Annotated in this window: 31 protein-coding genes; 29 read left to right on the top strand and 2 right to left on the bottom strand. The window is 58.5% G+C overall.

Annotation, left to right across the window (positions count from 1 at the left end; genetic code table 11):
- Positions 1–39: 39 nt before the first annotated feature.
- Together ONZ54_RS08565 and ONZ54_RS08560 are read right to left on the bottom strand one after the other, a co-directional pair.
- Positions 40–951, bottom strand: coding sequence for a phage portal protein (locus ONZ54_RS08565; protein WP_271787930.1), 912 nt, complete (start codon positions 949–951; stop codon positions 40–42).
- Entirely contained in the window at positions 948–2,717 is a 1,770-nt protein-coding gene (locus ONZ54_RS08560) for a terminase ATPase subunit family protein (RefSeq protein ID WP_271787929.1), read from the bottom strand. The genes ONZ54_RS08565 and ONZ54_RS08560 overlap by 4 nt, the downstream gene beginning before the upstream one ends.
- Positions 2,718–2,865: 148 nt before the next feature.
- On the opposite strand from ONZ54_RS08560, the gene ONZ54_RS08555 reads away from it, so the two are divergent.
- The 29 genes from ONZ54_RS08555 (at position 2,866) to ONZ54_RS08415 (ending at position 22,038) form a co-directional block, all read left to right on the top strand.
- Entirely contained in the window at positions 2,866–3,687 is an 822-nt protein-coding gene (locus tag ONZ54_RS08555; RefSeq protein WP_271787928.1) for a GPO family capsid scaffolding protein, read from the top strand.
- A gap of 11 nt (positions 3,688–3,698) precedes the next feature.
- Positions 3,699–4,751, top strand: coding sequence for a phage major capsid protein, P2 family (locus tag ONZ54_RS08550; RefSeq protein ID WP_271787927.1), 1,053 nt, complete (start codon positions 3,699–3,701; stop codon positions 4,749–4,751).
- 9 nt (positions 4,752–4,760) lie between these two features.
- The gene (gene gpM / locus ONZ54_RS08545) at positions 4,761–5,444 is read left to right on the top strand and encodes a phage terminase small subunit (RefSeq protein ID WP_271787926.1); all 684 of its coding nucleotides are present in this window, start codon (positions 4,761–4,763) and stop codon (positions 5,442–5,444) included.
- Between the two features lie 106 nt (positions 5,445–5,550).
- Complete coding sequence (locus ONZ54_RS08540) at positions 5,551–6,021, top strand: head completion/stabilization protein (protein WP_271787925.1); 471 nt, start codon at positions 5,551–5,553, stop codon at positions 6,019–6,021.
- On the top strand, positions 6,021–6,224 hold the full coding sequence (locus tag ONZ54_RS08535) for a tail protein X (RefSeq protein ID WP_271787924.1): 204 nt from the start codon (positions 6,021–6,023) through the stop codon (positions 6,222–6,224). The genes ONZ54_RS08540 and ONZ54_RS08535 overlap by 1 nt, the downstream gene beginning before the upstream one ends.
- A gap of 2 nt (positions 6,225–6,226) precedes the next feature.
- Positions 6,227–6,457, top strand: a complete 231-nt coding sequence (locus ONZ54_RS08530) for a TraR/DksA C4-type zinc finger protein (protein WP_192896299.1) — start codon at positions 6,227–6,229, stop codon at positions 6,455–6,457.
- 15 nt (positions 6,458–6,472) lie between these two features.
- On the top strand, positions 6,473–6,862 hold the full coding sequence (locus tag ONZ54_RS08525; RefSeq protein WP_271787923.1) for a putative holin: 390 nt from the start codon (positions 6,473–6,475) through the stop codon (positions 6,860–6,862).
- Positions 6,849–7,172, top strand: coding sequence for a phage holin family protein (locus ONZ54_RS08520; protein WP_271787922.1), 324 nt, complete (start codon positions 6,849–6,851; stop codon positions 7,170–7,172). Before ONZ54_RS08525 ends, ONZ54_RS08520 begins: the two co-directional genes overlap by 14 nt.
- A complete protein-coding gene (locus ONZ54_RS08515) occupies positions 7,169–7,990 on the top strand; it encodes an N-acetylmuramidase family protein (protein WP_271787921.1) in 822 nt (273 codons plus the stop codon). The genes ONZ54_RS08520 and ONZ54_RS08515 overlap by 4 nt, the downstream gene beginning before the upstream one ends.
- Positions 7,980–8,444 carry an Rz-like lysis system protein LysB gene (gene lysB, locus ONZ54_RS08510; RefSeq protein WP_271787920.1) on the top strand — a complete coding sequence of 155 codons (465 nt, stop codon included), beginning with the start codon at positions 7,980–7,982 and terminating at the stop codon, positions 8,442–8,444. Before ONZ54_RS08515 ends, lysB begins: the two co-directional genes overlap by 11 nt.
- Positions 8,338–8,583: an Rz1-like lysis system protein LysC gene (gene lysC / locus ONZ54_RS08505; RefSeq protein ID WP_271787919.1), complete on the top strand. Its 246-nt coding sequence runs from the start codon at positions 8,338–8,340 to the stop codon at positions 8,581–8,583. Before lysB ends, lysC begins: the two co-directional genes overlap by 107 nt.
- Positions 8,558–9,028 (top strand): phage tail protein, encoded by a 471-nt coding sequence (locus ONZ54_RS08500; protein WP_271787918.1) that lies wholly within the window; start codon positions 8,558–8,560, stop codon positions 9,026–9,028. The genes lysC and ONZ54_RS08500 overlap by 26 nt, the downstream gene beginning before the upstream one ends.
- Entirely contained in the window at positions 9,010–9,462 is a 453-nt protein-coding gene (locus ONZ54_RS08495) for a phage virion morphogenesis protein (RefSeq protein WP_271787917.1), read from the top strand. The genes ONZ54_RS08500 and ONZ54_RS08495 overlap by 19 nt, the downstream gene beginning before the upstream one ends.
- Before the next feature lie 63 nt (positions 9,463–9,525).
- Complete coding sequence (locus ONZ54_RS08490) at positions 9,526–10,317, top strand: hypothetical protein (RefSeq protein ID WP_271787916.1); 792 nt, start codon at positions 9,526–9,528, stop codon at positions 10,315–10,317.
- 147 nt (positions 10,318–10,464) lie between these two features.
- Positions 10,465–10,749 (top strand): P22AR C-terminal domain-containing protein, encoded by a 285-nt coding sequence (locus ONZ54_RS08485; RefSeq protein ID WP_334312734.1) that lies wholly within the window; start codon positions 10,465–10,467, stop codon positions 10,747–10,749.
- A 140-nt stretch (positions 10,750–10,889) separates the two neighbouring features.
- Positions 10,890–11,696, top strand: a complete 807-nt coding sequence (locus tag ONZ54_RS08480) for a DUF2971 domain-containing protein (RefSeq protein WP_271787915.1) — start codon at positions 10,890–10,892, stop codon at positions 11,694–11,696.
- Positions 11,697–11,792: 96 nt separating this feature from the next.
- Positions 11,793–12,365, top strand: coding sequence for a phage baseplate assembly protein V (locus ONZ54_RS08475; RefSeq protein ID WP_271787914.1), 573 nt, complete (start codon positions 11,793–11,795; stop codon positions 12,363–12,365).
- On the top strand, positions 12,362–12,733 hold the full coding sequence (locus ONZ54_RS08470) for a GPW/gp25 family protein (RefSeq protein WP_271787913.1): 372 nt from the start codon (positions 12,362–12,364) through the stop codon (positions 12,731–12,733). Before ONZ54_RS08475 ends, ONZ54_RS08470 begins: the two co-directional genes overlap by 4 nt.
- Positions 12,730–13,611, top strand: coding sequence for a baseplate assembly protein (locus tag ONZ54_RS08465; protein WP_271787912.1), 882 nt, complete (start codon positions 12,730–12,732; stop codon positions 13,609–13,611). The genes ONZ54_RS08470 and ONZ54_RS08465 overlap by 4 nt, the downstream gene beginning before the upstream one ends.
- A gap of 11 nt (positions 13,612–13,622) precedes the next feature.
- Positions 13,623–14,024: a hypothetical protein gene (locus ONZ54_RS08460; protein WP_271787911.1), complete on the top strand. Its 402-nt coding sequence runs from the start codon at positions 13,623–13,625 to the stop codon at positions 14,022–14,024.
- A complete protein-coding gene (locus tag ONZ54_RS08455; RefSeq protein ID WP_271787910.1) occupies positions 14,024–15,439 on the top strand; it encodes a phage tail protein I in 1,416 nt (471 codons plus the stop codon). The genes ONZ54_RS08460 and ONZ54_RS08455 overlap by 1 nt, the downstream gene beginning before the upstream one ends.
- A gap of 1 nt (position 15,440) precedes the next feature.
- Positions 15,441–16,442 carry a hypothetical protein gene (locus ONZ54_RS08450; RefSeq protein ID WP_271787909.1) on the top strand — a complete coding sequence of 334 codons (1,002 nt, stop codon included), beginning with the start codon at positions 15,441–15,443 and terminating at the stop codon, positions 16,440–16,442.
- Positions 16,443–16,451: 9 nt separating this feature from the next.
- On the top strand, positions 16,452–16,781 hold the full coding sequence (locus ONZ54_RS08445) for a hypothetical protein (RefSeq protein WP_271787908.1): 330 nt from the start codon (positions 16,452–16,454) through the stop codon (positions 16,779–16,781).
- Positions 16,778–17,053: a phage tail assembly chaperone gene (locus ONZ54_RS08440; RefSeq protein WP_271787907.1), complete on the top strand. Its 276-nt coding sequence runs from the start codon at positions 16,778–16,780 to the stop codon at positions 17,051–17,053. The genes ONZ54_RS08445 and ONZ54_RS08440 overlap by 4 nt, the downstream gene beginning before the upstream one ends.
- Before the next feature lie 181 nt (positions 17,054–17,234).
- Positions 17,235–18,413, top strand: coding sequence for a phage tail sheath protein (locus tag ONZ54_RS08435; protein WP_169045799.1), 1,179 nt, complete (start codon positions 17,235–17,237; stop codon positions 18,411–18,413).
- A 9-nt stretch (positions 18,414–18,422) separates the two neighbouring features.
- The gene (locus tag ONZ54_RS08430) at positions 18,423–18,938 is read left to right on the top strand and encodes a phage major tail tube protein (protein WP_271787906.1); all 516 of its coding nucleotides are present in this window, start codon (positions 18,423–18,425) and stop codon (positions 18,936–18,938) included.
- Positions 18,939–19,004: 66 nt separating this feature from the next.
- The gene (locus ONZ54_RS08425) at positions 19,005–19,289 is read left to right on the top strand and encodes a phage tail assembly protein (RefSeq protein ID WP_271787905.1); all 285 of its coding nucleotides are present in this window, start codon (positions 19,005–19,007) and stop codon (positions 19,287–19,289) included.
- Positions 19,290–19,297: 8 nt separating this feature from the next.
- Positions 19,298–19,429 (top strand): GpE family phage tail protein, encoded by a 132-nt coding sequence (locus ONZ54_RS08420; RefSeq protein ID WP_099993757.1) that lies wholly within the window; start codon positions 19,298–19,300, stop codon positions 19,427–19,429.
- Positions 19,426–22,038 (top strand): phage tail tape measure protein, encoded by a 2,613-nt coding sequence (locus ONZ54_RS08415; protein WP_271787904.1) that lies wholly within the window; start codon positions 19,426–19,428, stop codon positions 22,036–22,038. The genes ONZ54_RS08420 and ONZ54_RS08415 overlap by 4 nt, the downstream gene beginning before the upstream one ends.
- The last annotated feature ends 1 nt before the right edge of the window (position 22,039 follow it).

Genomic DNA, 22,039 nt, shown 5'->3' with positions numbered 1-22,039 from the left:
GAGGGATTTGGTGATCAGATCAGCGTCTCCACCATAAGTTCAATTCAGGTCACTCTGATTTGGGAAACAACGCCGCATCACCCCCATCAGTTGGGGCGGTACCCGGTGGGTGGCCAGCTGGTCATCACGGCTCACGTTCTTGATGCTCAAGAAGTCATCCTTGGCCGCTACCTCGGCGACCGGGATCAACTTCACCCCGTCCTTGCTGCCGCCAGGCGTGTAGAGCAGCAGGTTGCGGAAGTTGCCAGGGCCTTTGCTCTGGCGCAGCGCCTCCTTGAGCTTGGCGATGTCCCCCTCGTTCTGCACCGCGTCGGTGATGTGCATGATGAAGCCGGCGTGGCTGCCGTTCTCATAGTACCGCCGGCGAAACAGGGTGGCAGACTCGTTCAGCAAGGTCGAATTCAGCCCGCCAACATAGTCGGGGATGCCGTAGATCTCCTGGTTGATGTCGCTCTCCATCACATGGCCAACTCGACCGGCGGGCAGCTCCTGTTCCTGCCCTGGCTGGGAAATCCACCAATAGGTGGCCATATCCAGCCCGCGCCGGGTGTACTTGGCGCGCAGATGGTCATAGCGCAGTACTCCGCCGATCCTGTTCTGTACCGCCTGCAGGTAGCCGTTGCCAAAAATCAGATAGTCCAGCGCCAGCCCGGTGAAGCCCGCCAGACTCAGTTTCGGATGAGGGATGAAGCACGAGCGCAAGATGTTGCGCTTAACCTGAATGGCAGAGGCATGATGCACACCGGCCCGATAGACCCGCGACAGTCCATTGAGGGACAGCGGCGGCTCATACCAGCGGCCGTTGTGCATCGCTTCCAGGTAGTCGAACACCTCCCGCTGCGATAAGACGGGCACCGGCTCGCCAAAGCTGAACGCCTCGATGGCCTCACCAGCAGGTTGTCGGGTCGCCGTCACCGGTTGGGTCGTGCGCGGGTTGCGACGCTTTCTCATGCGAAAATCTCCATCATGCTGGTATTGGTACCGTTGGCGCCTGCCAGCGGCTCATGTAATAGGGCATGCATCGTTGCCCAGGCAATGTCTGCGTGGCTTGTCTCATCAGATCGACTAGCCTCAAACGTCGGCATCTTGCCGGCGGTCATGCCCCGGCGGATGCTCATAAACGCCTGTGCCAAGTCAGTCCAACCACTGTCGAACTCAAGTCGCCCCTTGTTCATCACGTCCTGCGCCTTCATCACCATCTGCATCTTCACACTGGGGTTGTACTGGATAGAGGTCACCGCCGGGTAAAACTGCTTCACCAACTGATAAACCCCCTCCCCGATCCCGGTGGTGTCGATGCCGATGTAGGTCACGTTGTAGCGATCGCAGATAGCTCGGATGGATTTGGCCTGGGCATCGAAGTCCATCCCCTGCCAGCGGTGGCGCTCCAACATCCGGAACTTGCCGCCGGGAACCACTGGCGGAGCCAGCACGACGCAGCCAGCGCTGTCACTGCCGACCGCGCCTTTAGCCGGGTCATAACCGATCCACACTGCCCGGCTGCCGAGCGGGCGCAGCGCAAAGGGTTTGTAGTCATCCCACTGCTCCCAGCTGTCGACCATGCAGCGCTGCAGGGTAGCGAGCGGGAACACGCTGTCAGTGTCATCGGCAAACTGACACATCAGCAGCTGGTTATAGTTATCGGGGGAATAACGCCTTCGTAACCGTTCCAGGTCAAAGAGGTCGCAGCCGCCCCGCACCGCATCCTCAATGGTGACGATCTGCCGCCACTGGCCATCGCCGCAGAGGCGGCCGCCCTGTAACGCGGTATGGTCTACGTCGAACTTAATGTGTTCGTTCTTCGGGCGTCCCTTGTTAAACATCGCCCCTGACCAGAACGGATAGGCATCATGTGACAGGCTTGACGGGGTCGAGAAATAGGTCAGCCGCCAAAACTTCTGCATCGCCATGCCGCTGGAAACTTTGTAGAGCTCCTGAAACTTGGGTATCCAGAAATACTCATCGATGTAGAGGTTGCCGTGATAGCTCTGGGCGGTACGGGAGTTGGTGCCGAGGAAGTAGAGAATGGCGCCATTGCCGAGCGTAATGGGATCCCCCTTGAGCTCAACCCCGACCTCCAGCGCGAAAGCGAGAATGTATTGCTTGAACTGATGGGCCTGCGCCTTACTGGCTGACAGGAAAACCTGATTGCGCCCAGTAGTGAGCGCATCCATCAGCGCCTCTCGGGCAAAATAGAAAGTGGCCCCGATCTGCCGACTCTTGAGCAAGTTTCGCTCAATGAACTGCTGACCAGCCTGATACCACACCTTCTGATAGCCAAACATATTGCTGTGAAATAGCTCGCCCAGCTTCTCCAGCTGGGCTTCATCGAAATTGTTACGAACCGGCGCCTTCTTCGGCCCCTTGTTGCGGTTCGCCACCTTGGGATTGAGGTCGGTTTCATTACCGCCGTTGCTGTACTTGTTGACCCGGGCGATCCGCTCCAGCTGGCGGCCCAGCAGGTCAATCTCCTTGAAGTCGCCGCCGCTCTTCACATCCTTGGCGATCAACTGGCACATCCGCGCCTCAATGGCGAAGTCGACCCGGTCAATGGGTTTGATGTCATCCCAGCCGTCGCGCTTCTTCCAGGTCGAGACTGTCCCCTCCGGCGTTTGCAGCAATTCAGCAATGGCGCGGAGCGGGTAGCCCTGAAAGAACAGGTGCATGGCCTGCCGTCTGGGTTCGATATGGGGGAAAAGTAACGGTGCTGTAGTCATGGCGCCAGTCTACCGACCAAGACAAGCACCCTGACGCCCGCGCCAGTGTATCCACCGTGGATACACTGGCCGCCGATTGCACGATCCCGCCTGTCACCCAGACCATAACCGCGACATCACCACCCAATCACCAAAGGGATCCCAGCTCATGGCTAAGTCCAAATTTTTCCGTGTTGCCGTCGAAGGGGGCACGACCGATGGCCGCACCATCACCCGCGAATGGATTGAACAGATGGCCAAGCGCTACAACCAGTCCATCTATGGCGCCCGGATCAATATGGAACACATCCGGGGCTATGACCCGACCGGTCAGTTCAAGATGTACGGCGACATCACCGCCGCCAAGACCGAAGAGGTCAACATGGAAGGTGAAAAGCGCCTGGCCCTGTTCGTGCAAATCGACCCGACCCCTGAACTGGTCGAACTGAACAAGAAGCGTCAGAAGGTGTTCACCTCTGTCGAGATCCACCCCAACCTGAACGAGAAAGGCGCCTACCTGATGGGGCTGGCCGTCACCGACAGCCCGGCCAGCCTCGGCACCGAAATGCTCCAGTTCTGCAGCAAGGCATCGACCAACCCGCTGGCCGAGCGCAAGCAGTACAAGGAATGCTTGTTCACCGAAGCGCTGGAAACCGTCATCGAGTTTGAAGACGAAGCCGACAAAGGCCCCAGCCTGGCCGAGCGCATCACAGCCATGTTCAGCAGCCACAAAAAGCAATCCACCGCGGATTTCGGTGACGTGCATCAGGCCGTCGAAGCCGTGGCCAAAGAAGTGACCACCATCGACGCAGACCTGCAGAAGAAGTTCACCGCACAGGCCGCCACCATCACCGAACTGACCAGCCAGCAGGAAGCCACCGCCAAAGCACTGGCTGACCTCACCGCCAAGCTGGAAGGCCAGGAAGATTTCAGCCACAAGCGCCAGCCTGCCACCGGTAGCGACGGCACCACCATTCAAACCGACTGCTAAGGACCCCATCCATGCGTAACGAAACCCGCCAGAAGTTCAACGAGTTCACCGGCCAGGTGGCCAAACTCAACGCCATCACCAGCGCCATGGTGCAGTTCAATGTGGAGCCGAGCGTCCAGCAGACCCTGGAAACCAAGATGCAGGAATCGGTCGAATTCCTGAAAATGATCCAGATCATCCCTGTCAAAGAGATTAAGGGGGAGAAAGTAGGCATCGACATCGCCGGCACCATTGCAGGCCGCACCGATACCAGCACCAACGTTCGTGAACCAAGCGACCCCAGCACGCTCTATTCCAATGAATACGAGTGTGCCAAGACCAACTACGACACCAGCCTCCCTTACAACAAGCTGGATATCTGGGCCAAGTTCCCCGACTTCCAGACCCGCATCCGCGATGCCATCCTCAAGCGGCAGGGGCTCGACCGCATCATGATTGGCTGGAATGGCGTCGCCGTGGAGAAGAACACCAACCGTCAGACCAACCCGCTGCTGCAAGACGTGAACAAGGGCTGGCTGTATCACATCCGTGAAGAAGCCCCGGCAAAAGTGATGGATGAAGGCGAACCAGGCTCCGGCAAGATCTATGTCTATCAGCCGAAGAACGACGCAGACACCAAGGAAGGCGACTACCACAACCTCGATGCGCTGGTATTCGATGCCGTTAACGAGGCTATCGCCCCTTGGTATCAGGACGACACCGATCTGGTGGTCATCTGCGGCCGCAAGCTGCTGGCCGACAAATACTTCCCCATCATCAACAACGCCGACAACAACCAGGAAAAGCTGGCCGGTCAGGTGCTGGTGAGCCAGAAGCAGATTGGCAACCTGCCTGCAGTGCGCGTCCCATTCTTCCCCGACAGCGCCATTCTCATCACCAAGCTGAAAAACCTCTCCATCTACCCGCAGGAAGGTGCCCGCCGCCGCCATATCGCGGAAGAACCCCATCGTGACCGCGTCGTGAACTACGAAAGCTCTAACGATGCCTACGTGGTAGAGGATTACGACTGCGTCGCCCTGATCGAAAACATTGTCATGGGGCCGAAACCGGCCACTGGCGGTTAAGGGGGCGACATGACATCACCTGCCCGTCGCAACCGCGAACGCAAACTGGCCGCCCTGCAAGGGGCGGCCAATCCTCAGTTCGACCAACAACGCGCCAACGCCTACGAGCTGCAGTTGATGCAGCTGGCCGAACACCGCCGCACCCTCAAGGGCATCCAGAGCGTCGAGCGCAAGATCGACGCCAAGCGCCCCATGCTGGCCGTCTACAAACCCTGGATTGATGGCCTGCTGGCCGCCGACCGGGGCGGACAAGATGACGTCCTGGTGACCGTCATGCTCTGGCACCTCGACACTGGCGATCTCGAAGGGGCTTTCCCCATGGCCGACTACGTGATCCGCCACGGTCTGAGCACCCCGGACCGGTACGAGCGCACCGCCGCCACCATGATTGCCGAAGAGGTGGCCGACACCGCCATCAAACAGCAAGAGGCTGGCACCGGTCCCGCCCTGTCGATACTCGACCAATACATGGCCCTGCTGCACGGCTGCGACATCTTCGACCAGGTGCGCGCCAAGCTGCACAAGGCAGTGGGCCGCGCCGCACTGGCCGAAGGGCTCAAGCCGCAAGCTGCTGAGCACTACCGCCGCGCCATCGAACTGCACGACAAGGTCGGCATCAAGAAAGAGCTCGAAGTCCTCGAGCGTGAACTGAAAAAAGAACAGCAGCCCGACGCCCACGGCGGCGGCAGCTAACCAAGCGAACCCCGCACCCTGGGCGGCTCGGGCCTGACGAATGCCAGCGGCATACCAGACGGCCCGACCACCGCCCAACCAGCGGATAAACAAACACAGGAGCACCATGAGCACCGGATTCATTGCCACAGCACCAACCGCGCCAGATGAAGGGGAGATAGCCAACAGCCCCTTCTGGCCCGCGATCTCGCTGCCTGACCTGCGCGACACAGTCCGGCTTGATGGCACCGTCACCACGGCCCGCCTCACCCATGCCGTGGTCGACGCCATCACCAGCGTCAACCGGGATCTGGCAGATTGGCGTAGCGCCCGACTGGCAGAAGGCCACGCCACCCTGGCCGCCGTGCCGAGCGAGGTCATCAACAACGAATCGGTGCGCCTGCACAGCTACCGGCGCGCAGTCTATGCCATTACCCGCGCCAACTTGCTCGAGCGCTACACCGACTACAGCGCCACCGGTGACGGCGTCAAAGGGGCCGATGCCAAAATCATCAGCTCGGATGACCTCTACCGGGATGCCCGCTTTGCCATTCGCGACATCCTAGGCACCACCCACAACACAGTAGAGCTGATCTGATGCAACTGCGCAGCCAACAGGGCGACACCCTCGATCTCATCCTGTTCCGGCATTACGGCTACACCTCAGGCATCACCGAGCAAGTGCTCAACCTCAACCCCGGTTTGGCCACGCTCGGCCCCATCATCCCGACCGGAACCCTCATCAACATGCCAGCGGCCCCCACCCAGGCCGAGCAGCCGCTGATCCAGCTATGGGACTGACCATGAGCCGCCTCGACGACGAACTCGAACGACTGGCCGACATCAGCGATCAGCAAATCGCTGCGCGCATCCACGCTGCCCGCATCAGCGGCACCGGCCCCCACTACTGCATCGACTGCGAAAACCCCATCCCGCAGGCGCGCCGTGAAGCGATCCGGGGCTGCGAACGCTGCGCCGAGTGCCAGACCATCACCGAATTCCAAACCGCTCGCCACTACGGCGGCAAACGATAACAACAGGAGAGCACGATGCCAGAACCGATTTCAGCCAGTACCGCCAATGGCGTAGCGCTAGCCCTTGCGCTTGCCTCCACAGCCCCTTGGCTAGACCCCATCATCCTGCTCGGCGCGTTCGCCGGAGCACTACTCTTTGGGCTCACCAGTGAGGAGAAGATTGCAGGACGGGTCATTCTCCTGTTCCTCACCTCGTTCATCTGCGGGCTGTTGGCGGCAGATTTCACCGTTCAGATGCTGGCCAAACTGCTGCCGGCGGGCATCGAGATCAACAAGGGGGTCGGTGCCATCGTGGCCGCAGCCCTGGCGGTGAAAATACTCAAGGTCGCGATGAACGCGATCCCCGGCCAGCTCGGCGCTCTGTTCAGCCGCATTGGCAAAGGAGGTGGAAATGATCCCCACTAACCCTACCTACGCCATGATCTACACCGCGATCTATGCCCTGATGTGCACCGCAATCTGCCTGCGAGTCATGTTCTTTGACAGCCGGGATAGCCACTATCTGGCACTCCCAGCCTGGCTGTCATGGGTGATCTGCGTGGCCTCGGCCTCGGTGCCGATCCGCTTCTTGTTCGGCACCATCCTCGTCCCCGATCTCGCCTCCGTCATCATGACCGCCTTCCTGCTTTGTGCTGTGTGGAGCGATGGCGGTTCTATCTATCACCTGCTGCGCAGCAAGAAGCACTACCGCACGACCGACAGGAGGAAACCATGAGCTTGAAAAAAGGGGATACCGGCACCGCCGTGGCCGATCTGCAGCGCCGCCTCACCAAGGCCGGTTATCCGGTGGATCCTGATGGCTGGTTTGACGATGCCACCGAACAGGCCCTGCTCGCCTTCCAGCGGGATTACATGATCACCGCCATCGGTCAGGCTGGCCCGCGTACCATGGCCGCCTTGCTCGGCAGCGAGCGCGGCAACCAGCTCACCGTCCACCACATGCAGGAAGGGGCTGACCTGCTGGGCCTGCCGCTCGCCACCATGGCCACCGTTGCCCAGGTCGAAAGTATCGGTGAAGGCTTTACCAACGCCATGCGCCCCGTGGTGCTGTTCGAGCGGCATGTGTTCTACAAGCAGCTCACCAAGCACCTGGGCAAAGCCACCGCCAACCAGCTGGCCGCCAGTTACCCCAATCTGGCCAACCCCAAGCGCGGCGGCTATGCAGGCAGCGCGGCCGAGTGGGAACGGCTGCAACTGGCCATCAGCCTGCATCGGGATGCCGCCATCGAATCGGCCAGCTGGGGCATGTTCCAGATCATGGGGTACCACTGGCAGGCGCTCGGCTTTGCCTCGGCTAGCGACTGGCTCTCGGCCATGCAGCGCAGCGAGGTCGACCACCTCACCGCCCTGTGTCGCTTCATCCAGCAAGACGCTGCCATGCACAAGGTGCTGCAGGGCCGAAAGTGGGCCGACTTTGCCCGCCGCTACAACGGGCCGGCGTTTAAGGAGAACGACTACGACACCAAGCTGGCCAAGGCATACGACCACTTTGCCAAGGTATATCCGGTGAAGGAGGTGGCGCATGTTGCTTAACCTTCTGCGCTCCCCCCTCACCTGGTTGCTGATCGCCTTGGCTATCGCCATCGGCGGCTGGGGCTGGTCTGCCACCTCGGCCGCCACGGCAGAGGGCCAGGTCACCACCCTGCAAAGCGACCTCAAGGCCGCCGACGACAAGGCCAAAGAGGGCGAGCAGCGGGAACAACTCAAAGACACCACCATCACCGGCGAGCTGACCGCCCAGGCAGAAGCCGCCGCCAAACTGCAAAACCAGCTCGGCGAACTGTCGATGACCGCCGCCACCCGCGCCGACACCATCAAGAGGCTCAAACGTGAAAATGCTGAACTTAGGTCTTGGGCTGATAGCCCTCTGCCTGATCCTGTTGTCAGGCTGCTCAAGCGCCCCGCCATCACCGGCGCCGCAGATTATCAGGCTCACCTGTCAGGGCCTGACCCCCTGCCAGCTGCCACCGGCCAGCCCGGCCAATAACGGCGACCTGCTCGACCAATTGACCCAGACCGAGGCCGCCTGGGCCAGCTGCGCCGCCAAGGTCGACAGTCTCATCACCTGCCAACAACGGCAGCAACAACAAGGGAGTGAGGATGGAAAAGCCAAAACAGATCCGTGAAGTGCTGACCAACTGCGTGCCGCACCTCAAGACCAATCCGGACAAACTGCACATCTTCATCGCCCCGGGTAACGTCGAAAGCACCGGCGCCCGCTCGCTCTCATTCGAGTGGCAATACCCGCTCTCTATCGGGATTGAAGATTTCGCCGGCCACCCGGATCAAATCATGGTGCCGCTGCTGGCCTGGTTGCGCCAACACCAGCCGGATCTGATGACCAACGACGAACGGCGCAAGGATGGCATCACCTTCGAGGCCGAGTATCTGGCAAACGACCTGATGGACCTCATCATCACAGTCAAGTTGACCGAGCGGGTCAGGGTCTGGCAGAACGAACAGGGGATTGGCTGGGAGCACCTGCCAGAGCCGCCGGAAGACCCCTACGACGGCATCACCTTGGAACTCTTCATCAACGGGGAGCATCAGCCATGGCCACCGACGACCTGAGCCGCCTGACCCGCTGGGCCGATGGCCTGCTAGCCAGCATGGAACCCGCAGCCCGCCGCCAGTTGGCGGGCGAAATGGCGCGCAAGCTGCGCGACAGTCAAGCAGGCCGGATCCGCACCAACATCCAGCCAGATGGCAGCCCCATGACCCCGCGCAAGCCACAGCCCAAGTTGAAAAAAGGCAGGGGCCGCTTGTGCAGAAAAATGTTCTTCAAAATCACCAGCAGAACCTGGTTAAAGGCCAGCGCCACCCAATCACAGGCCGTGGTTGAGTTTGTCGGCTCGGCCAACCGCCTCGCCACCATCCACCAATATGGCTTGAAAGACCGCATCAAGGGCCGCGTGATCCGCTATCCGGCGCGGGAGCTGCTGGGCATCACCAATCAGGAGGTGGAGCTGTTGGATGAGCTGTTGTTGACACACTTGACCAAATAGAAGGTTGTCGAGCGAAGCTGAAAACCATACGATACGGCGCAAACTCTATCGTATGAGGCAAGGATGAATCAGCGTAGCGAACTGCGGCAGCGGCTCCGCCAACAAGCCAGCAAAAATGGGAAAAAACCAGCCAAATCCCCCGAACAAACCTTGGTGCGAGTTCAAATTGCCTTGACCCTGTTGCCACTACTGACGGCTTGTGTCTATCTGTTTGGGATGTCGTGGCATATGGGATATGTCGAGTTTTTTCATGTAGATAGCGGCGAGTTCCCTTTATCAACTGAACAAAATCTATTGACTGGTACAGCGGCTCTGGTAGTTAACATATTGCCACTCCTAACGTATCCAATCGTACTATTTCCAGCCCTTTTCATTGTAGGTATATTTTCGGCAGTAGCCTTCAAGTCGATAAACTGGGTTATACAGATTTCCCGAGAAAAAATACTATCTATTATAGATAATGAACCATTATTAAAGGAGGTGCGAGAAACACTAAATGGTTCGATAAAAAACAAGCAACCTAGTTGGCTCACAACTTTACTTGTATCTGTGATAACTTGGTATTTACGCTTCGCGTACCTAATTGTCACTTGCGGAATAGTTATTATGCTAGCTTACTACAGTCATGGCACCGGTGAAACAGTAGCCATACGACAAGTTAAAGAAATGAAAGAAGGTACCTTTGCCTCTGCCAATAAACTCAGTCTTGCTAAGCATTCTGGCCAAGTATCTGCACTACGTATTGTCTGCAATGCCATCCAGTGCGCTTTTTGGACTGAAAAGGATGGTACCTTCTACCTGCGCCATGAACAGATTGACCACATGACAATTCCCCCTAAACCGGATGGTAAATAAGCAACCACCGGCGAAAAGGCAAGCTGCTCCCAGTTAGGCAAATTGGATAAGCTCCCTTCGGTGCGCTGGGCCGAGTGGGCTAGTAAACCGACCATGTTTAACTCGTCGCCTTGTGTTTACATTCTCCAGAAACAGACGTAGCACGCCATCAGCCTGACCGATGACGAACTCTGCATCCTGACCTGGTGCTGGCGCGCCGCCGACCGGATGATGGAGGCCGCCCGCAGCATCTATCCCTTGCTCAAGGTCGCCGAACACCGCGACGCCGGCCTCTACTGCTCCATCATCCACGAGTATCCTTACACCCTGAACCAAGCCCGCAAGATCCTGGCCGACCGCACCCGCCATATCCAACCTAACCCCCACGGCGACAGCGACTGGCCCAAACTTATCCCCCACCTGCGCCGCGAGCCGAAAGCGGTCGGTTGGTAATTCATTGATACAACAATCACAAAACCAAAAGCCCATACGGGCCTTTTTTAGGCTCTTGCTGCATTATTACGGAAACTTTTTTAGAGTAATCACGAGAAAAAATTAAGATGTACAAATTTTACTCTTTCAATGAGAACAACGTGACGGCTTTTGAAAATTATTCAGCTTGGTTTTCAAAGCCAACTGTATTTAATGATCCATTTGAGGGCATCTATATTGATGACACAAAAAACATTAGTGACAATGAATTAATTAAACTTTTCAGAAACAATCAATACAATCAAAAAGTCCTTAATCTATTCGACATAAGAACAGATATAGATACATGGTTAACAGCTATTTATGCTCATGGCGAAATAGAGAAAATAAAAAGAGATATAAACAATAGAAATACCACCATACTTCAAACCGTCCAGAAAAAATTTTATCGCAGTGGAGTATGCTGTTTTATTATGGATATTCAGTCTCCGCCTATAAAAAGCAATTTAATGTGGGGGCATTATGGTAATGGGCTGCAAGGTTTTTCATTAAAAGTAAATGCAAATCCCGAAGATGTTTTTGAGGACGAGCTAACTTTTAGCGCTGTATCTTATAGTGATATCCCACCAAGAATTAATGCCTCTGAGATAATGCTAGAGGTAATTAAAGATGAAAACCGCAGCCTATCAAATAAGGCTGTGGATTTAGTGTTAAAACTAATGAATACAAAACACACCCACTGGGGTTATGAGAATGAACTAAGATTCATTTCAAATCATGATGGAAACGAATTAATAAAATATAGAAGCGGTGCAATAGAATCCTTATTCATCGGAGAAAGAATGCCACGCTGGCAAAAAATAGCTCTGTATCACATAGCCAAGGGGCATAATATAAATGACATATTTGAAGCTTATGTGAACAAAGAGTCATATGCTGTTGGTATTAGACCTTTTGTTTTGCCCTGATATATATTCAACTACTTTAACACAGCACCAGTGTGCCAGACCCGCGCACACTGGCCTTCTCTCGCCTTCCCGGCCATTGCCCAAAACAATGGCCCCATGCAACCGACCCCGACTGAACTCCAACGCCTGATCGACAACCTGATCCGCATCGGCACCGTGACCGACGTGCGATCAGGGGAATGTCGCGTCAAAACCGGCGACCTGATCACCAACTGGCGGCCCTACACCACAGAAAGGGCCGGGGCTAACCGTACCCGTCACCGCCTGAGCATCGGCGAACAGGTCATCTTGTTGTCAATCAGTGGCGATCTGCGCAATGCGTACATCATCGGCTCACTCAACGCCACCGCCGCAGACGAGCCACTGGCTGACGATGACAATCCCGATCTCGACCGCACCGAATACAGTGACGGCGCAGTCATCGAATACAACCCGGCCACCGGCACGCTCAACGCCACCGGCATCAAGTCTGCCAATATCGCGGCCAGCGTCACCGTCAAGCTGATCACCCCCCTGGTGGAATGCACCCAGGCGCTCAAGGTCGGTACCACCATCACCGCCGGCGGCAAAATTACAGCCCCCACCGCCAAGATTGGCAACGTCGAAGTCACCACCCACAAACACGGCGGCGTCAGCACTGGCGGCGGCCAAACAGGGGGCCCGGCATGAACTGGCTCGGCATGAACGCTGCGACCGGTCGCGCCATCAGCGCGACCAACCACATCATCCAGTCGGTGCGCGACATCCTCATCACCCCGGTGGGCTCTCGCGTCATGCGCCGCGACTATGGCAGCGAGCTGTTTTACCTCATCGACCAGCCCCAACATCAGGCCACCCGCCTGCGCCTGATGGCCGCCACCGTGCAGGCCCTCATCAACTGGGAACCCCGCATCACCATCACCCGGGTTGATGTGCTGGGCGGCGGCATGGATGGCTCACTCACCATTGAGCTCACCTGGCAGCGCAAAGATGGCGGCGCCCCAGATACCAAAACTGAGACGGCCAGCATCACCATTCCCACAGGAGCCGCCAATTGAGCAACGTAGACCTGACCCAGCTCCCGCCCCCATCGGTGGTAGAAACCCTCGACTTCGAAGCGATCCTGGCTGAACGCAAAGCCACCCTGATCAGCTACTACCCGGCAGACCAGCAGGCGGCTATCGCCGCCACGCTTGAACTCGAATCCGAACCGCTCAACAAGTTGTTGCAAGAGAATGCCTATCGGGAAGTGGTGCTACGGGCCCGCGTCAACGATGCCGCCAAACAGACCCTGCTCGCCTTTGCCAGCGGCACCACCCTCGATCACGTGGTCGCCGAATATGACATCGTGCGCCTGCTTATCACCCCGGGCGACCCTGCCGCCACCCCGCCACTCGATCCTGTCTATGAGTCTGATGACCGCCTGCGCATGCGTGGCCAGATGGCCTTTGAAGGATTGGCTACCACTGGCCCCATCAACGCCTACAAGTTTCACGCCCTCTCGGCCAGTACTGAAGTGGCTGATGTGGCCGTCGACAGCCCCACCCCGGGCACCGTTCGGGTGACCTTGCTCTCACCGGAAGGCCAGCCCAGCGCCGACACCATCAACCGGGTCAATCTGGCCCTCTCGGCAGAAGACGTGCGCCCCCTGTGCGATCTCGTTGCCGTCGAACCGGCCCAGATAAAAGCCTATGCCGTTGACGCCACCCTCAACACCACCGGCCTCGGCAAAGAACAAGCCATCGCCGCGGCTACAGACGCCATGACCAAAACAGCCGCCGCTTACTACCGGGTCGGGACCACAGTCCCGCTCTCGGCTATCTATGCCGCCCTGCATCAGCCAGGGATCGACAGCGTCACCCTGCGCTCACCGCTGGCTGATGTCACTTGCGGCCCGCAACAAGCCGCCAAACTCACCACCATCCACCTCGATTAAGGAACCAGACCATGGCTAACGCCCTCTATGACAAAGGCCGCGAGAAGTTTCTCACCGGCGCCATCAATGCCAGTGCCGACACCCTCAAGTGCGCGCTGATCAAAGACACCTACGCCCCCACTCTGGCAAGTGACGAGTTCTACAGCACGCTGTCAGCGCACGTGGTCGGTACCCCGCAAACCCTGACCGGCAAGACCGTGACCGCCGGCGTACTGGATGCCGCCGATGTCACCTTCCTCGCCGTGCCTACCGCCGCTGTGAAGTTCTGCGCCATCTACAAAAACACCGGCACTGCCGCAACCAGCCCGCTGATCGCCCTGTTTGACACGGCGGCGGGTCTGCCGGTCAGCACCAATGGCGGCGACATCATCATCGCCTGGGACAACGGCGCCAATAAAATCTTCAAACTCTGATGGCCACCCTCTATCCCGTCTGGCGCGGGTCACTGACCTATCACGATGGCACCCTGTCTCACGACGGGGCAGCCCTCTATCGGGGAACGCTACAAGGTGCGGATGACCCCGCCCCTGATGCTATCTCTTCGGTCAGTATCGGCTTGTCACCAGGCGGGATAGAGGAAGGTGGCATGGGCACGCTGGCGCTCGTCCAACGGGCCAAGGTGACGGGCACAAGCCAGGGGGTCACTGGAACCTGCAAACTGACGAGCAGGGCCAAGCCGCTGGGCATGGCCGAGGGGGCAATAGGAGATCTGACTACAACCTCCACAACCAACATAGCCAGCATGGGAGATCTGCTGGCGATGGGGGCGCTCGATATGTCGACTCAGATCAGCGTCGAGGGTATCAATGCTGGTGCAATCGGGGCGCCGTACCTCAGTACCAGAGCAAGGCAAAGCGGGATCATGGCCGGGGCCATCAATGAGCCGACCGTCAAGCAACCATTGGCCCCGTCAGGCATCACGCAAGGCGCAACCGGTAACCACAAAACCAGAGTGCGCCAGACTCTCGGCGGCCTGTCAGCCGGTATGCAAGGTGACCCGCGACTCAAAGCCAGAATGTCGCCAGCCCCCACCGCCTTTACCGGTGCAATGGGCACGCCGATTGCCAAATATGCTCAGATCATCTACCCGACAGCCCCTGCCCTGCCCGCGCCGAGCATGCCAGCCCTGATCATTACCCTGGCTCACCATGGGATAGCGGCGCCTCAGCTCTCCGAGCCTGCCACCGTGGCGAGCCTTGGCATGCAAGGCATTGCATCCAGCCGTTGCGGTATTCCCAAAGTGCATCGCATCCCCTTGACGACCCCAACCACCCGGGATCTGTTGCCCCCGTCAGTCACCAGACTGGAACATCTGGCAGCTGCCACCCTAGCCAGCAACCTGACCCCAGAGGTGATCTCCTCAACCCGCTTTGCTGATACCTGCCCTGCACCGCTGCTGCCTTGGCTGGCATGGGCCAGGTCGGTGGATTGGTGGGAACTGGCAGAGTCAGAAGACCAGCAGCGCGCCCTGATCCGCGCCTCGTTCCAGCTGCACCAGCGCAAGGGCACCCCGTGGGCCATCAAAGAGGCGCTGAACGTGCTGGGGTTTGGTGACAGCACCATCATCGAGCGCGCCACTGGCCGCCGCTATGACGGCACCCTCACTTACAACGGTAATGAAACCCACGGAGACCCGACCCAGTGGGCCGTCTATCGGGTCATTCTGGCCCGCCCGGTCACCACCGCCCAAGCCAACCGCATCAAAAGCTTGCTGGCAGAAATGGCGCCCGCCCGCTGCCACCTGGCAGCCCTTGACTACACCATGGCGCCACTCAGCTACAACGGCGCAGCAACCTACAACGGCAACTACAACCACGGAGCCTCCTGATATGGCAAATTTACAAGAGGTCGTCAGCTGGGATGCTGGCGTCTACCAGCTCGAAACCAGTGATCCGGTGCTAGGTGGCCCGGGCGGCCATTCCAACAAGCAGGCCCAGTCACTTGCCAACCGCACCGCCTACCTTAAAAAGCACGTTGATGAAATTGAAGGTGGCACGACTGCGGCGGGCAAAGCCAATAAGCTCACCACCGCCCGCAACATCGCCCTGAGTGGTGATGTCACCGGCCAAGCCTCGTTCGACGGCAGCGCCAACATCACTATCACCGTGACCTATAAAAACTCGGGCGTCACTGCCGGCACCTATCGCTCGGTGACCGTTGATGCCAAGGGCAACATCACCGCAGGCAGCAATCCCACCACCCTGAGCGGTTATGGCATCACTGATGCGGTACCCAGCTCGCAGAAAGGCACCGCCAATGGGGTGGCCACACTCGACGGTGCGGGCAAAGTGCCAGTCGCCCAGATCCCGGTCTATGCCAGCGCGACCGAAGCAGTAAAAGGGATCGCTCGGATCGGAACCCAGGCAGAGGTCGACTCGGAAACGGCTGATGATTTGGTAGTCACCCCGAAGAAGCTGGGCAAGCACTACAAACGCAACAATATTCTGGGGGAGGTATCACAAACAGCGGGGATCCCGACAGGGGCGATCATTGAGCGGGGCAGTAATGCCAACGGTGAATACATCAAGTTCGCCGACGGCACCCTGGTATGCATTGCATCAATATCCCTTACCTATTTTCAAACCAACATACTGCAAAAGAACTGGGTACTCCCTCACCCTCACGCTACCGGCGTAATTGTAATTTTATCTGGGCCACAACTTACAGACCTGGGCAAAGTTCGTGTGAACAGGGGGGCGTCACCATCATCTGGCTACACCGGACCTGTAACCACGGCGACAATCAGAATATTCGCCACAGGCACGGATGTTTTTCAAGCTGATGATACTGCAACTCTATGCGGTGCCCTGGCCATTGGCCGCTGGTATTAAGGAGACACTATGAAAATCACCCTCTCACCGGCTCGCCGTGATGAACAGCTCACCGCCAGCGTCACCGGCGACACCCTCTATCTGAATGGCGAAGCGATTGACTTCACTCCGCTGCAAGACGGGGATGTGCTGCCATATACCGCCATCGACAATCACTTCATAGGTGATGACGTCTGCCGTATTGATGGCGAAATTCACCTCACCCTGGTGCTGCCGTACGGCGCCAATGCCCCCTATGAAACCCGCTTCCCGGCAGCATTCACCGAGCCCATGACCGTGGTCAATGGCGCGGTACCCTTGCCTGCCTATGACGCTGTGGAACAGGAGAACCCCTCATGACGATTGACTGGACACTACGGATCACGCAAGAACAGCAGACTCAACAACTTGCCGACTCGTTGCGCGCCCTGCGCGATGTGGCGATCAACAAGACATCCTGGCTCGTTGACCGTCATCGTGATGAGCAAGATGCCGCCCTCGCCACAACATTGACGGCAGAGCAATACGCTGACCTACTCGCCTACCGTCAGCAGCTCAGAGACCTGCCCACCGCCACCGGCTGGCCCGCCATCGAGATACCACCGCCCCCTGCCTGGCTGGCACAACCTTAACCAACCACCCCGCCCTGTGCGGGGTGTTTCGTTACAGCCGCTCATCAACCCCTTGTCACCGCCGTTCCAGTGTATCCACGCTGGATACACTGGCCGCCGCTCGCCTCTCTTCCCCAGCTCCTACATCCTGACCCTGCTCGCATCACATGCACCAAGCTCCGTCCGGACAACAGGAGAACCTATGGCACTGGACCAATTTCACCACGGCGTGCGCGTCGTGGAAATCAACGAGGGCACCCGCACCATCCGCACCGTCGCCACGGCGGTGATCGGCATGGTCTGCACCAGCGCCGATGCTGATGCTGCCTACTTCCCGCTCGACAAACCCGTGCTGATTGCCAACCTGCCGGCAGCCATCGCCAAAGCAGGCAGCAACGGCAACCTCAAGAAGTCGCTGCAAACCATTTATGACACCGTCAACACCATCGTCATCGCCGTGCGCGTGGCCGACGGCGCCGACGCAGCCGAACTGACCAGCAACATCATCGGCACCATCAAGCCAGACGGCAGCTACACCGGCCTCAAGGCACTGGAACGAGCCGCCCCGGTCACCACCGTCAAGCCGCGCATCCTCTGCGTACCGGACAACTGCACCCTGCCGGTGGCCACCGCCTTGGCGGGCATGGCCAAGAAGCTGCGCGCCTTTGCCTACGTGCCGACCATCGCCGAAACCGTCGAGGCCGCCCTGGCCTATCGTGAAAACTTCGCCAGCCGCGAACTGATGCTGATCCATGGTGACTGGACGGCGTGGGATACCACCGCCAATGCCAGTGTCAAGCTCGATGCCTGCCTCAAGGCGGCCGCCCTGCGGGCCCTTATCGACAAAGAGGTCGGCTGGCACAAGACCCTGTCGAACGTCGGTGTGACCGGGGTCGATGGCATGACCAAGTCCCTGTTCTGGGATCTGCAAGACCCGGACACCGAAGTCGGCCTGCTCAACGCCAACGAGGTGACCTGCCTGATCCAGGCCAACGGGTTCCGCAACTGGGGCAACCGCACCTGTTCGGACGATCCCCTGTTCTGCTTCGAGAACTACACCCGCACCGCCCAGGTGCTGGCCGACACCATCGCAGACGCGCACATGTGGGCCGTCGATAAGCCCATGACCCCGACCCTAGTGAAAGACATCATCGAGGGCATCAAGGCCAAGGGTCGCGAACTGGTGACCGGCGGTTACCTGCTCGGCTTTGACTGCTGGTACAACGAGGAGCTCAACGACAAGGACACCCTCAAGGCTGGCAAGCTGCGCATCGATTACAACTACACACCGGTACCGCCGCTTGAAGACCTCGGCTTCCAGCAGCGCATCACCGACTCCTACCTCATCGACTTCAGCGCCCGCGTCGCGGCTGCAGCATAAGGAGCCACCATGGCACTGCCACGCAAACTCAAACACCTGAACATTTTTCAAGATGGTGAGAACTGGATCGGCGTCGCCGAAGACTTCACCCCGGCAAAACTGAGCCAGAAATTCGAAGCCTATCGCGGTGGTGGCATGATGGGCGCCGCCAACATCCACATGGGGCTGGATGATGGCGCCCTCGATACCTCCTTCACCTTCGGCGGCCTTGAGGCCGAACTGGTAAAGCGTATGGGTATCGCCAAGATTGACGGCGTCCAGCTGCGCTTTGCCGGTTCCGTCCAGCGCGATGACACCGGTGAAGTGGTCGCCGTTGAAATCGTCCAGCGCGGCCGCTTCAAAGAGCTCGACCGGGGCACCCTCAAAACTGGCGACAACTCCCAGAGCAAAATCAGCATGGTCAACACCTACTACAAAGAGACCATGAACGGCGTTGTTCTGTGCGAAATCGACCTGCTCAACATGATCTGGATAGTCGATGGCGTCGACCTGATGGCCGAGCACCGCAAAGCCATCGGCCTCTAACCCACCCAACAACCAAACGGGCGGCCAACAGCCGCCCTCACCACATCAACATCAGGAACAAGCACCATGGAAAACAAAACCGTTACCCTCGACCAGGTCATCCAGCGCGGCGACACCACCATCACCGAAGTGCAACTGCGCAAACCCAAGGCGGGCGAAATGCGCGGCCTCAACATGGCCGACGTCCTGCAGATGGACGTCAACGCCCTCACCAAACTGCTGCCCCGCATCACCACCCCGATCCTGACCGAAGCCGAGATTGGCAACATGGACCCGGCGGACTTCGTCCAGCTGGGCAGTGAGGTGGCCGGTTTTTTGATGACGAAGAAAATGGGTTACCTGGCTGCGTAGATGACCTGATGGCAGAGATTGCCATCATCGCCCACTGGCCGCCGTCCGACATGGCGGCCATGGAAATCAGCGAGCTGATGGGCTGGCACCAACGCCTCGTTGAGACTCACAACCGCATCAACGGGGCAGAAGAACAATGAACCCTCTCAAACTCCAAATCCTGCTCGGGGCGGTCGACAAGATCACCGCCCCCCTCAAAACAGCCAGCGGCCAAAGCCGCACGACAGCTCAAGACCTGCTCGCCACCAAGAAGCGCATCAAGGAGCTGGAAACCCAGAGCGGCCAAATTGACGGCTATCGCACTCTGGGCCGTCAGATTGGCGCCACCAGGGCAGAGTTGGTAAAAGCCCAACGTGAAGTCGTGCAACTATCCCTTGGCATGGCATCAGTCGAACAACCGACCAAAGCCATGACCCGTGCCATGGAAAAAGCCAAGCAGGCGGCTGGCGCTCTTGAACAAAAAGAGCGTGAAATGGTTTCACGCTATGGGCGCATGAAACAAGTCCTGACGGAAGCAGGCATCAACACCAAGCAACTCAGCGGGCACCAGCGCCAACTTAGAACTGATCTGGCTGCCGCCAACGGTCAGCTCGACCAGCAGCGCGCCAAACTGGGCCAACTGGCTGACCAGCAAAAGCGCCTCAACCAGGTCAAAGCCAACTACCGCCAGACCCAAGAACTGCGCGGCCAAATAGCTGGCCACGGCGCTACCGCTATCGCAGCCGGTACCGCCATCGGCATGCCGGTTTACAGCGCTATCAAAGAATATTCCGGCTTTGAAGATGCAATGAAGGGCGTTGCCAAGCAGGTGGATGGCGCCAGAACCGATTCCGGCGAACTCACCTCCGTCTACTACGACATGGCCAAAGAGATAAAGGCTATCTCAGAAGAGATCCCCCAGCTCAATGGCGCAATCGACATCGCAGCCCTGGTCGAAGGGGCCGCCCGCATGGGGGTGCAGGGCAAAGACAACCTGCTCAACTTCGCCAGAACTGCCGCCAAGGCGGCCACCGCCTTTGAACTGCCGGCCGGTCAGCTCGCCGAAGACATGGGCAAGATTGCCAACCTCTACAAGATCCCCATCGGCAACATCGAACAACTCGGCGATGCCATCAACTACCTCGACGACAACGCCCAATCCAAGGGCGCAGATATCATCGACGTGCTGCAACGTCTGGGGGGCGTTGCCGACAAGCTCGATTACAAGAAAGCGGCCGCGCTGGGCTCCACCTTCCTCAGCCTGGGGGCAGCGCCGGAGATCGCCGCCAGTGCCTCCAACGCCATGGTGCGAGAACTCTCCATCGCGACCATGCAAAGCAAGCGCTTCCAGGCAGGCATGAAGGCGGTCGGCCTGAAATCGACTGACGTTGAAAAAGCCATGGCCACCGATGCCATGGGCACCATCACCAAGGTGCTAGAGAAAATCAAAAAGCTCAAAGCAGAAGACCAGCTCAGGGTCACCACCCAGATATTCGGTAAGGAATACGGCAAAGATGCGGCCAAGCTCTCCAACAACCTGGATGAACTCTACCGCCAGTTGAAACTGGTAAACGCAGAGAAGTCGAGGGGGTCGATGCAACGCGAGTCCGACATCGACAAAGACTCGCTCTCATCCCAATGGCTGATCCTGCAGGCCGGGATAACAAACGTGAAGGCAGACCTTGGCGAACTGCTGCGCGGCTCCCTGATGGACATCATCACATTCACCAAAGAGATCGTCGCCGGTACCCGTAACTGGGTTGAAGCAAACCCTGAACTGGCCAACACACTGGTCAGGATTGCTGCCGTGACATCCATCATCGCCATTGCCCTAGGCGGGCTGTCGTTGACCGTTGCCGCCCTGCTTGGGCCACTGGCTATCATGAAACTGACGTTCGGGATCTTGGGCATCAAAGGCACGTTCCTCGGCAAAGCCATCACCCTGCTGCTTGCACCGCTTAAGTGGCTCACCATCGGTATATTCCGGCTCGGGGTGGCAATGCTCACCACCCCGGTCGGCTGGTTCATCATGGCTATCGCAGCTATCGCCGGGGGTGCCTACCTCATATACAAAAACTGGGACGGAATATCCAAGTGGTTCACTGAGCTTTGGGATAAATGCAAAGCCCCGGTGCTCGCTTACTGGGATCTGCTGAAAGAGATCTTCTCCTGGACACCCATCGGCATGCTCACCATGCACTGGAACGAGATATGGGCCTTCTTCGACACCCTGCCTGCCGGTGCCGCCAACAAGGGGCGAGCCATCATCGAGGGCCTGATTGGTGGCATCGCCGCCAAATGGGAAAGCCTGAAAGCCAAGATAAAAGCCCTCACTGACCTGCTGCCTGACTGGATGAAAGGCGGTGGTTCCGTCACTGCCAACATAAATCATTCGGGGTACCTGACTGGTAACTACAACCAACCAGCCTTGGCCAGTGGTTACGACTATGGCACTACCCGTCGGATCCGCGAGCAGGTGCAGCCGGTAGCATCGAGCCATATAGCAGACGCAACCCGCACTGTTAGAGAGCAAGTGATCAACGTAAATGGGAATGGAACTGGCAGTGATGGCCCGCGCATTGTGCAGACCGCAAAGCCAGTTGCAGCAAGAGGAGTATCGTCAACCACCGAGATCAACGCCCCTATCCACATTGTTCAGCAACCGGGCCAATCCGGCGCCGACGTGGCGCAAGAGATAAGCCGTGAGCTGGACAGGCGCGAACGACAGGCCGCCGCACGTGGCCGTGCCACCCTGGGCGATCGCAACTAAG

The organism is Aeromonas salmonicida (genome assembly GCF_028355655.1).
Classification (GTDB): Bacteria; Pseudomonadota; Gammaproteobacteria; order Enterobacterales; family Aeromonadaceae; genus Aeromonas; species Aeromonas salmonicida.
Note: the sequence above shows the minus strand (reverse complement) of the source record. Positions and strands in the feature narration are given on the sequence as shown.

What these genes read in the sequence shown, in the direction of transcription:
- ONZ54_RS08565 (WP_271787930.1), bottom strand. Translation starts at nt 951, where the DNA reads ATGAGAAAGCGTCGCAACCCGCGCACGACCCAACCGGTGACGGCGACC.
- ONZ54_RS08560 (WP_271787929.1), bottom strand. Translation starts at nt 2,717, where the DNA reads ATGACTACAGCACCGTTACTTTTCCCCCATATCGAACCCAGACGGCAG.
- ONZ54_RS08555 (WP_271787928.1), top strand. Translation starts at nt 2,866, where the DNA reads ATGGCTAAGTCCAAATTTTTCCGTGTTGCCGTCGAAGGGGGCACGACC.
- ONZ54_RS08550 (WP_271787927.1), top strand. Translation starts at nt 3,699, where the DNA reads ATGCGTAACGAAACCCGCCAGAAGTTCAACGAGTTCACCGGCCAGGTG.
- gpM (WP_271787926.1), top strand. Translation starts at nt 4,761, where the DNA reads ATGACATCACCTGCCCGTCGCAACCGCGAACGCAAACTGGCCGCCCTG.
- ONZ54_RS08540 (WP_271787925.1), top strand. Translation starts at nt 5,551, where the DNA reads ATGAGCACCGGATTCATTGCCACAGCACCAACCGCGCCAGATGAAGGG.
- ONZ54_RS08535 (WP_271787924.1), top strand. Translation starts at nt 6,021, where the DNA reads ATGCAACTGCGCAGCCAACAGGGCGACACCCTCGATCTCATCCTGTTC.
- ONZ54_RS08530 (WP_192896299.1), top strand. Translation starts at nt 6,227, where the DNA reads ATGAGCCGCCTCGACGACGAACTCGAACGACTGGCCGACATCAGCGAT.
- ONZ54_RS08525 (WP_271787923.1), top strand. Translation starts at nt 6,473, where the DNA reads ATGCCAGAACCGATTTCAGCCAGTACCGCCAATGGCGTAGCGCTAGCC.
- ONZ54_RS08520 (WP_271787922.1), top strand. Translation starts at nt 6,849, where the DNA reads ATGATCCCCACTAACCCTACCTACGCCATGATCTACACCGCGATCTAT.
- ONZ54_RS08515 (WP_271787921.1), top strand. Translation starts at nt 7,169, where the DNA reads ATGAGCTTGAAAAAAGGGGATACCGGCACCGCCGTGGCCGATCTGCAG.
- lysB (WP_271787920.1), top strand. Translation starts at nt 7,980, where the DNA reads ATGTTGCTTAACCTTCTGCGCTCCCCCCTCACCTGGTTGCTGATCGCC.
- ONZ54_RS08500 (WP_271787918.1), top strand. Translation starts at nt 8,558, where the DNA reads ATGGAAAAGCCAAAACAGATCCGTGAAGTGCTGACCAACTGCGTGCCG.
- ONZ54_RS08495 (WP_271787917.1), top strand. Translation starts at nt 9,010, where the DNA reads ATGGCCACCGACGACCTGAGCCGCCTGACCCGCTGGGCCGATGGCCTG.
- ONZ54_RS08490 (WP_271787916.1), top strand. Translation starts at nt 9,526, where the DNA reads ATGAATCAGCGTAGCGAACTGCGGCAGCGGCTCCGCCAACAAGCCAGC.
- ONZ54_RS08475 (WP_271787914.1), top strand. Translation starts at nt 11,793, where the DNA reads ATGCAACCGACCCCGACTGAACTCCAACGCCTGATCGACAACCTGATC.
- ONZ54_RS08470 (WP_271787913.1), top strand. Translation starts at nt 12,362, where the DNA reads ATGAACTGGCTCGGCATGAACGCTGCGACCGGTCGCGCCATCAGCGCG.
- ONZ54_RS08460 (WP_271787911.1), top strand. Translation starts at nt 13,623, where the DNA reads ATGGCTAACGCCCTCTATGACAAAGGCCGCGAGAAGTTTCTCACCGGC.
- ONZ54_RS08455 (WP_271787910.1), top strand. Translation starts at nt 14,024, where the DNA reads ATGGCCACCCTCTATCCCGTCTGGCGCGGGTCACTGACCTATCACGAT.
- ONZ54_RS08450 (WP_271787909.1), top strand. Translation starts at nt 15,441, where the DNA reads ATGGCAAATTTACAAGAGGTCGTCAGCTGGGATGCTGGCGTCTACCAG.
- ONZ54_RS08445 (WP_271787908.1), top strand. Translation starts at nt 16,452, where the DNA reads ATGAAAATCACCCTCTCACCGGCTCGCCGTGATGAACAGCTCACCGCC.
- ONZ54_RS08440 (WP_271787907.1), top strand. Translation starts at nt 16,778, where the DNA reads ATGACGATTGACTGGACACTACGGATCACGCAAGAACAGCAGACTCAA.
- ONZ54_RS08435 (WP_169045799.1), top strand. Translation starts at nt 17,235, where the DNA reads ATGGCACTGGACCAATTTCACCACGGCGTGCGCGTCGTGGAAATCAAC.
- ONZ54_RS08430 (WP_271787906.1), top strand. Translation starts at nt 18,423, where the DNA reads ATGGCACTGCCACGCAAACTCAAACACCTGAACATTTTTCAAGATGGT.
- ONZ54_RS08425 (WP_271787905.1), top strand. Translation starts at nt 19,005, where the DNA reads ATGGAAAACAAAACCGTTACCCTCGACCAGGTCATCCAGCGCGGCGAC.
- ONZ54_RS08420 (WP_099993757.1), top strand. Translation starts at nt 19,298, where the DNA reads ATGGCAGAGATTGCCATCATCGCCCACTGGCCGCCGTCCGACATGGCG.
- ONZ54_RS08415 (WP_271787904.1), top strand. Translation starts at nt 19,426, where the DNA reads ATGAACCCTCTCAAACTCCAAATCCTGCTCGGGGCGGTCGACAAGATC.